This is a genomic window from Flavobacterium sp. (genome assembly GCF_049590715.1).
GTDB lineage: Bacteria > Bacteroidota > Bacteroidia > Flavobacteriales > Flavobacteriaceae > Flavobacterium.
In genome coordinates this window covers 1-7,562 of sequence record NZ_JBAWDL010000291.1, presented here as the reverse complement: position 1 = coordinate 7,562, position 7,562 = coordinate 1, and the positions used below count along the sequence as shown (strand labels likewise).

The following is a 7,562-nucleotide window of genomic DNA, read 5'->3' as shown; positions in this document are numbered from 1 at the left end:
AATAGAAAAGCCATTACTTTTGCTGCTGGCAACTCCATCAATACCACAAAAGCGGGAGCCTATTATAACATTGCCAAAATTTTTGAAAACGACAATGATTTTGACGAAGCTTTAAATTTCTACAGATTGGCCAAAGGGTTGAAGCAAAACACAGTGTACGATAATGCTATCGAAAGAGTGCAAAATAAAATGTAAACCAAGTATGACTGGACATTTATTGGAGCTGTTTTTTGAATGTGTTTAGTTAAAAATTAACAATTAATTAATGTGTCGTACAAAAGTTACAAACACTTTTGCTGCTTTTTTCAAGATTTTGTGTGCAAAATCATTTTCTAATTTCATTTTCAAAAATTCAAAAATCCTAGAGAATTCAATCCTTTGCGAGTTTTATGAGAAGTCATTTACAAATGAAAAAGAAAATTTGTGATAAAATTTAAAATAAAATTAGCAACTATAACTTTTTTGGTAGTAAATTTACGACAGTGTATTTTAAGTTTTTATAAGAAGTATAGTGCATGTTTTTAATTCAAAAGAGTAGTTGTCTTACAAGCCAATTTGTCTATCTGTTTTTAAGATAAAAAAACTGATTTATAAGTTGGTGTAAATTCATACAATAGTATTTTTTTCTAGTATAGGAATTTCTTGTATTGGATGATTATAAAATTGTTCACTTTTGAGAACAAGAGTCGTTCCTAGTTTTAAATAAAAGGTGAAACGACTGCAATTCGAAATAAAAACCAATATACGCTCAAAATAGTTATTTCAAAGGCTATTTGTACACTGGATTGCCATACAAAGGATAATTCAATAATATTTATTTGTAATCATTGAGCTCTTCTGTATAGAGCTGTTTTATAAAAGTAAAAGTAAGTCATGATAGAAAAATTAAGTCATTTTCCTGTAAACTGGATTGACGGAATGAAAATCAACAAAAATCACTTTTTGTCGATGCAGGATAACGTATCTGAATTGGTGACTGATGCTGTGGGAGTGCATACAACACCTATCAATTATGGTTTACTCGATATGGGAAGCCAGAAAAAAGAAGCCATAAGTATCTCATTAAATTTAGATAATCACAATATAGTACGCGTTCGAGTAGACGAATGTCATGCTATTACACCTAATGGATCCCGAATCGAGATAAGTAGGTCAAACACAGAGTCGCTTGATTTTCAGGTTTCCTATTTAGAGGATACGTACGAAATCAAAGAGGGAGAACAAGCTGTTCTAATGGCTTGTATTTCCGTGAACCCTAAGAAGAGAATTCCTTTTGGAGAGCCCGATCCAGAAGAAGTGCCTCCTAGGTATCCTTACACGCAACCTGATTATAAATTACACTTAATAAGGTTAGAAGAATTTCGTTCAGGTATTGGTTTTGGGGGGTTTTATTTTGCTGTTGGCAAAGTACTAGTTGGAGACTCAATACTACTTGATAAAAATTACATACCAGCATCTGTTACAGCGGCGTGTCACCATAGCTTAGTGACTATGCAGTCTCAAATTGCTCGTTCCTTAGGGCAAATAGAAATTTATGCTGTTCAGATTTCTCAAAAAATTAATCGCTTACCACAAAGTAATTTATTGGCAAACACTTTAATGCAGTTATCGGATAATACGGGTTATTATCTAGGAAATGTTATTCCTAAGTTTCGTTGGTTTTCTTTACACGAGCATCCTGCGGCAATGTTAAGCACGGTTGTCTCATTTGCTAGAGTAACTAAGAATTTTATTGACTCAAAATCTGGAGCAGGAAAAGAGGAAATGCTAAATTATTTTGCCGAATGGTGTGATTTATCTCAAGGAGAGTTAGAAGTCCTCTTTACTTCATTAATTAATGCAACTTATGACCATGTACAGATTGACAAAACAGCAGGCATAACTATGAATTTTATAAATAAAATTGAACAATTATTTGAGACCATTTCTAAGTTAGATTACATTGGTAAGAAAAAAGAGAATATAGAACTGTTTGTAGCCGAGACAGAAAAAAAAGAGATAGTAAGTAATACTAAGAGACACGGTTTCTTCATTAAAGATTAACACCTAAAACACAATAATAATAAACTAGTATGGAAGTATTAAACAAACAAGAACGTCAAAAAGCTTTTATCGCTTTTTTAATTGCATTTATTTTAACATTCACGGTGATGTTAATCGCAGTATCATTTAATTTTTATATGCCTACTGCCGAAAATAAAATACTTAAAGCTGAAAATCAAATGATTAAGAGAGAATACGATTATCAAACCAACTTCTCTATTAAAATTGATAGTATTCGTATGGCCATTGATTCAATAAATGCGCCAAATGTGGATAATGATTTTCAACAACGTTTAGCTAATGTGATGGTGGCAAATATTTACCAAAAAATACCTAAAGATACTACTGAAAATAAAAAGCTATATAGCAATGTTATTTTAGCTTACAAAAATATTATTGATTATAAAAAGCAAATTAGAGGTTTAACGCATAGCTCTGAGTTGATTGATAGTTTAGCGTTGTCAGCTAAAACATATAAATTAGAATTAGAAAAGGTAAGTAGAGATTTAGATGTTTGTCGCCAAGTTTACCAGAATCAATAATAAAATAATACTGAAGTAAAAAACAAATAACTCATCATTAAAAAGAATATTATGTTATCAAATTATGGAATTGGAGGTAATGAGGTAAAGCTAGATGCAGATGAAGCTATTTCTGCTATCCCTCAAAATAGAACACTTGTCGCTCAAAAATTAACAGTAGATGCTCCAGTAAAACCAGAATTGGTTGAAGGAATTACAAGTATTGAAAAAGCATTTGAACATTTTAAACCAGAAGTTAAGGTGGCTTTTGAGAATGCTGATGGTGCATCTAAAACAGAGGCTTTAAAGTTTAGTAATCTTGGTGATTTTGGAGTTAAAGGAATCACGTCACAAAGTAGCTTCTTGTCTGATTTGGAAACAGAGAAAGACCAATATCAAAAGATTATTCGTCAATTGAAATCAAATAAGATACTAAAAGCGGCATTAGAAGATGATGATGCTAAACAAGCATTATTGGAAAGTCTAGGAGCTTTAATTAGCGAATTAAAAGAGAACGAGTAAACCCCTAAAACACGATAAGAGATGTCAACTAAAGAATCGTTACAAGATAATAATTTTGAGGTGAATTTGTCAGAACGTAAAGTGTCTGGGAATTCGATCGAGCAAAATGTAGAAAATTTAGCTAAATATGGTGGTTTTGAGTTATTGGAAATGTCAATTGAAGGCATACAAAATTTAAATCCAGAACGTAAAGCGAGAAGAAAAATTTTCTTAGGTGAGGTAAATAAAACAAAAGAAAGGGAAATTCTAAGAAAAACGTTAGAGCTGTGGGTTTCTGTTTTAACTAATAACGAAGCTATAACTGATATGGTAGCGCAAAGTGAAGATAGAAGTAAGGAGTCTGAAGCTTTATTGCGTAAAAATTTGATCAAAGCCGTTGCCGAAACTAGAGAAATTGAAGCAGCATATAGAACTGTAGCGTCATTTTATAAAAATACCGAATCAGATAAAGTAAAGAATGTTACCATAGTTAACGCTGATTTAGAACAGTTAAAAGATTTGGATAACACTCGTTTTATTGACTCAATCCATTCAGAATTAGTAAATAATTACGACCGATTAGATTTAAAAAATAACTATGGACTTCTAGTGATTCCAGGTTATTTAGGATCTAATAAAGTAATTGAAAAATGGGCAAAAATAGCGCACGAAAATAAGGTGATGCTTGTTACTGATTTTGAGCACCTTGACGAGCCAGATGATGTTATGGAAATGTTTGATGCAGCAGCATTAACAGGTGGAGAGGTCTATAAGTCAAATGTAATTATGACATGCAACTGGTTGGTTGGTCGTGGTCGATTTGATCAAATTGGTGAAAATGAAGACCTGCACATTGCTCCATCGGCAGCACTTGCTGGCAAGATCTACAAAACACTAATGTCGCAGGTAACAGCAGGTAAAAAATTTGGTGGTATCAATGAAGTTGATGGGGTTAAATTTGATCTTAAGAAAAGCGAAATTGCTAATCTAGAAAACTTAGGTTTAGTACCAATGGTAAATGAATATGGTAAAGTAATGGCTTTTTCTGCTAAAACATTATTTAGTGGAGATAATATTGGTTTGCAAACCTATTCAGTAGTACGAGTATTTGATTATGTGACGAAAGTGTTAATGGACTTTTTGAACCGTCGTGCTTTTGAGAATTTCACAGCAAAAACACGCAAAGAAATTATGAATCAGATTGTAAGTTTCTTAGATGGTATAACTGGTCCAGACAAATTAATCGAAAATTTTGAAATTAGAAGATTTGAACAAGATCCACTTCAAAAAGATAGAATTTATATGGATATCCATATGAAACCTTACTTTCCAGCAAAAAACTTTTTGATCAAAATGGATGGTCATAAAGGAGATGATGGTACTGAGTGGGATACAGATTATGAACAAAAGTAATTTGAAGTAAAAATAGTTAGTAATAGGGAACACGAATTAAGTAGTGTTTCCTATTGAATTCTAATAGTAATCCTTTGAGTAATCAAACCAAATAATTAAAGTTCATGAATGTATTTAAAATAGTGCTTTTAATTTCTTTTTTGTCAATTTCAAGTGTTGTTGTAGCGCAAAATAATACTCCAATGGTTGATGTTGAAAATTGTAAAATTGTACAAAACGATTTGTTTTTGGACGGAAAACTATATGCTAGTGCTCCTCCAATTTTATTACGTGTTTACAATGAAAATTTTGAATATTCAGTGGTTCAACTAGGAAAAAGAAAGAGAAGTATATATTTATATTTTAAAATTTTTACAGATAATGTGTGTGTAAAACATAAACAACCATTAGAAATTTACTTTACAACTGGTGAGAAATATGTTTTGAAGAACTCCTTCTCAGTTAACTGTGAAGGTACAGCAGTGGTGAGATTGACTAATAAGGATTTTGATGTGTTAGTTGAAAAAAGTATTGGTTCATTTAAATTTTTTACTCTTAAAAAAGATTATGAATTTAGACCTACAATTAAAGAAAATAATAATTTTAAAGCGTATTTGAAGTGCTTGAAGGTTTATAAAATTGAAAAATAGTAGGTGTATTATACCTATGATAAATGTGTTTGCAAGAAGTAAAAATAAATAATAAAATAATGTTATGCCATTTCCAGAATTAAATCTTTCGCTAGGATTAACTGATAATAAAGGAGCCATTTTTTATTCTGGTGAAGGTGAAGGTAAAATTGTTGTCCGCACTGATTCTGGCTTGAAGCAACATACTATTACTATTGTAATTTCTGAAAAAGAAATAGGTGTTATGAATTTAAAAACAGGAGTTGATCACCCTGGAGCACCCACAGAGATTGAATTGCCACTATATCAAATGACTGTAACTGATGATAAGACCAATGAAATGGAAGTTTATAAGGTAACTCGAGATACTTTTTTGTATAAAGAACAAACAACGCAGAAAGGCTTGTGGGGCTTTTTAGGTTTAAATTTTATGGTAACTAAAAATTATTTATTCGAAAATAACGCCTTTGAACCACTCAGCGAAACTTTAGAGAATTTTGATATAACAAGAAAACGAATACTAAAAAACGATCAGCTCAGTTATACTTTCGAAAAAAACAATGAGATGATTCAAATTTATGCTGGAGATATTAATGGGCTCGATGTACAAAAAGGAATTCGATATTTTATAATTGTAGATGAAAATAAAGGACAGCGTTTTCTAGGAGATATATTATATCGTGAGAAGGTGCTTAAGATAACCCCCAAGGTATGTCTAACGTTGATTAAACGAAAAAAGATTTTGAAGAATATAGAGGTAAAGGAGAACGGTAAAACAAATAAGGTAGTTTATTTTTAAGAAATAATGAAAGGATCTTTTTATAAATTACCTATTGATTTTACTGCTGTGATGCAAAAAAGAGAGTTGGAAAAAACCTCTATTGAACATTCAATAGCGCAACAAATAATTCTGTTGGCTACTACTACTTTTGGGGAGTGCAAATTTGACGACTCTTATGGTTCTAGAATTTGGGAAATCGATTTTGATTCATTGATGAACGAGAGTGTTTTGAAGGAAACGATCTCTAAAACGATGAAACAATCGTTACAATTACATGAAGGTCGAATTAAGCTTAACGAACTCCGTGTAGAGTTAACCGAAGAGTGTTATGTGTTTGAGGAAGTAAATCGAGCAAAGAAAAGGGTAGATATTGTTATTGAAGCTACCGTAAAAAGTACTAATAGAAGTTTTAATTTCAATGGTTATTTTTTTGTAAGTCCTTTATCATATAAATGAAACAACTAGTAAATGCGGATGTTTTTGACTTATAGTATGTTAAATAAATATTAATAAGTAATTTTTTGTTAAAAAATAATATTTTATATAAAAATATTTCCTACATTAGCGCTGTAAATAAATATATAAATAACTAAAAAAAATATTATGTCGTTTTTAACATCGTTATCAGTTGCCGGAAAAGAGTACAAAGTTTTAAATGTGAGCTACGATTTAGCTCAAGAAACAGATGCTTCAGGGCGCCCATCTACAGTAACACGTGGGGGTAGAATTAACATTGAAGTAGAGTCTACAGGTAGCACTGAATTATTTGAGTGGATGACTAATAATTTCGAAAGAAAGGATGGTTCTGTTAAGTTCATCAAGCGTGATTCTAACGCGACTTTGAAAGAATTAAAGTTTACTGAAGCTTACATGGTGAAGTACAAAGAAAACTTTGATCACAACAGTGCAACACCTTTAACTGAAACTTTTATGATCTCTGCTCGTAAAATTTCAATGGGTGGAGGGGAGTTTGATAATGCTTGGGTTTAATCCTTGGACTTTATCAATCTGAACTAAGTTTGAATCTAAAAAGGAAGTCCAGTAATTGGGCTTCCTTTTTTCATTTATGCAATTGCAATCTTTTAGCAGTAAGTTGCCAGTAGGCGCTTACTTATTTTCAAATTTCTAATCAATATAACGATGAGCTTTTTATCCAAATTACAAATTGACGGAGAGGAATTTAATGTTTTAGAATTCCACATCAATTTTAAACAAGAAATCGACAACACAAGCAAACCCACAGGTAATGCCAAAGGCGGTATTATCAAAATGATCTTAGAGGCCACTCAAAGTACCCATTTTTTAACTTGGATGCTCAATGGTGACTTAACCAAAGATGGTAAAATCATCTTTTATAGACGTGATGCCCTTAGTAAAATGAAAGAGTTGAAATTCACCAAAGCTTATTGCGTTAGTTATGACGAGCAGTTTACCAGCACAACAGATATTCCGATGAAAATCACACTCGAGCTTGTGGCTAAGGAATTGACTTTTGGCGACGCTACATTTTCAAATAACTGGATTGCTTTAGATTAATTAAAAGCAATGATATAAAAGGCAATTCATTATGGCACATTTTTCAGATCAAGTACATATAACGATTGGCAGTTTTTCGCAAAACGTGGTTTATTATAATTTGAACCTCTCGCAAAAAATGGCCGATCACCATCATTTTTCTTTTGTTTGGCAATACAC

Annotated in this window: 10 protein-coding genes; all 10 read left to right on the top strand. The window is 31.7% G+C overall.

Translation table 11 applies throughout. The features are described from left to right. Positions 1-195 (top strand): tetratricopeptide repeat protein (locus WBQ70_RS12910; protein WP_423914917.1); only part of this gene is annotated, 195 nt, incomplete at its 5' end. A 678-nt stretch (positions 196-873) separates the two neighbouring features. Beyond that, the gene (locus WBQ70_RS12905; RefSeq protein ID WP_423914916.1) at positions 874-2,043 is read left to right on the top strand and encodes a hypothetical protein; all 1,170 of its coding nucleotides are present in this window, start codon (positions 874-876) and stop codon (positions 2,041-2,043) included. 29 nt (positions 2,044-2,072) lie between these two features. Further along, positions 2,073-2,585, top strand: a complete 513-nt coding sequence (gene tssO, locus WBQ70_RS12900; RefSeq protein WP_423914914.1) for a type VI secretion system TssO — start codon at positions 2,073-2,075, stop codon at positions 2,583-2,585. Between the two features lie 51 nt (positions 2,586-2,636). Beyond that, positions 2,637-3,086 carry a hypothetical protein gene (locus WBQ70_RS12895; RefSeq protein ID WP_423914913.1) on the top strand — a complete coding sequence of 150 codons (450 nt, stop codon included), beginning with the start codon at positions 2,637-2,639 and terminating at the stop codon, positions 3,084-3,086. Between the two features lie 21 nt (positions 3,087-3,107). Further along, the gene (locus WBQ70_RS12890; RefSeq protein WP_423914911.1) at positions 3,108-4,478 is read left to right on the top strand and encodes a DUF5458 family protein; all 1,371 of its coding nucleotides are present in this window, start codon (positions 3,108-3,110) and stop codon (positions 4,476-4,478) included. A 104-nt stretch (positions 4,479-4,582) separates the two neighbouring features. Next, positions 4,583-5,107 (top strand): hypothetical protein, encoded by a 525-nt coding sequence (locus WBQ70_RS12885; RefSeq protein ID WP_423914909.1) that lies wholly within the window; start codon positions 4,583-4,585, stop codon positions 5,105-5,107. A 64-nt stretch (positions 5,108-5,171) separates the two neighbouring features. Next, positions 5,172-5,885, top strand: a complete 714-nt coding sequence (locus WBQ70_RS12880; protein WP_423914907.1) for a hypothetical protein — start codon at positions 5,172-5,174, stop codon at positions 5,883-5,885. A 6-nt stretch (positions 5,886-5,891) separates the two neighbouring features. Next, the gene (locus WBQ70_RS12875; protein ID WP_423914905.1) at positions 5,892-6,323 is read left to right on the top strand and encodes a GPW/gp25 family protein; all 432 of its coding nucleotides are present in this window, start codon (positions 5,892-5,894) and stop codon (positions 6,321-6,323) included. 147 nt (positions 6,324-6,470) lie between these two features. After that, positions 6,471-6,857: a type VI secretion system tube protein TssD gene (tssD, locus tag WBQ70_RS12870; RefSeq protein WP_423914904.1), complete on the top strand. Its 387-nt coding sequence runs from the start codon at positions 6,471-6,473 to the stop codon at positions 6,855-6,857. A gap of 150 nt (positions 6,858-7,007) precedes the next feature. Continuing rightward, positions 7,008-7,403 carry a type VI secretion system tube protein TssD gene (gene tssD, locus WBQ70_RS12865; RefSeq protein WP_423914902.1) on the top strand — a complete coding sequence of 132 codons (396 nt, stop codon included), beginning with the start codon at positions 7,008-7,010 and terminating at the stop codon, positions 7,401-7,403. Positions 7,404-7,562 lie beyond the last annotated feature (159 nt).

Coding starts and splice junctions, on each gene's coding strand:
- WBQ70_RS12895 (WP_423914913.1), top strand. CDS start 2,637: ATGTTATCAAATTATGGAATTGGAGGTAATGAGGTAAAGCTAGATGCA.
- WBQ70_RS12885 (WP_423914909.1), top strand. CDS start 4,583: ATGAATGTATTTAAAATAGTGCTTTTAATTTCTTTTTTGTCAATTTCA.
- WBQ70_RS12905 (WP_423914916.1), top strand. CDS start 874: ATGATAGAAAAATTAAGTCATTTTCCTGTAAACTGGATTGACGGAATG.
- WBQ70_RS12890 (WP_423914911.1), top strand. CDS start 3,108: ATGTCAACTAAAGAATCGTTACAAGATAATAATTTTGAGGTGAATTTG.
- tssO (WP_423914914.1), top strand. CDS start 2,073: ATGGAAGTATTAAACAAACAAGAACGTCAAAAAGCTTTTATCGCTTTT.
- tssD (WP_423914904.1), top strand. CDS start 6,471: ATGTCGTTTTTAACATCGTTATCAGTTGCCGGAAAAGAGTACAAAGTT.
- WBQ70_RS12880 (WP_423914907.1), top strand. CDS start 5,172: ATGCCATTTCCAGAATTAAATCTTTCGCTAGGATTAACTGATAATAAA.
- tssD (WP_423914902.1), top strand. CDS start 7,008: ATGAGCTTTTTATCCAAATTACAAATTGACGGAGAGGAATTTAATGTT.
- WBQ70_RS12875 (WP_423914905.1), top strand. CDS start 5,892: ATGAAAGGATCTTTTTATAAATTACCTATTGATTTTACTGCTGTGATG.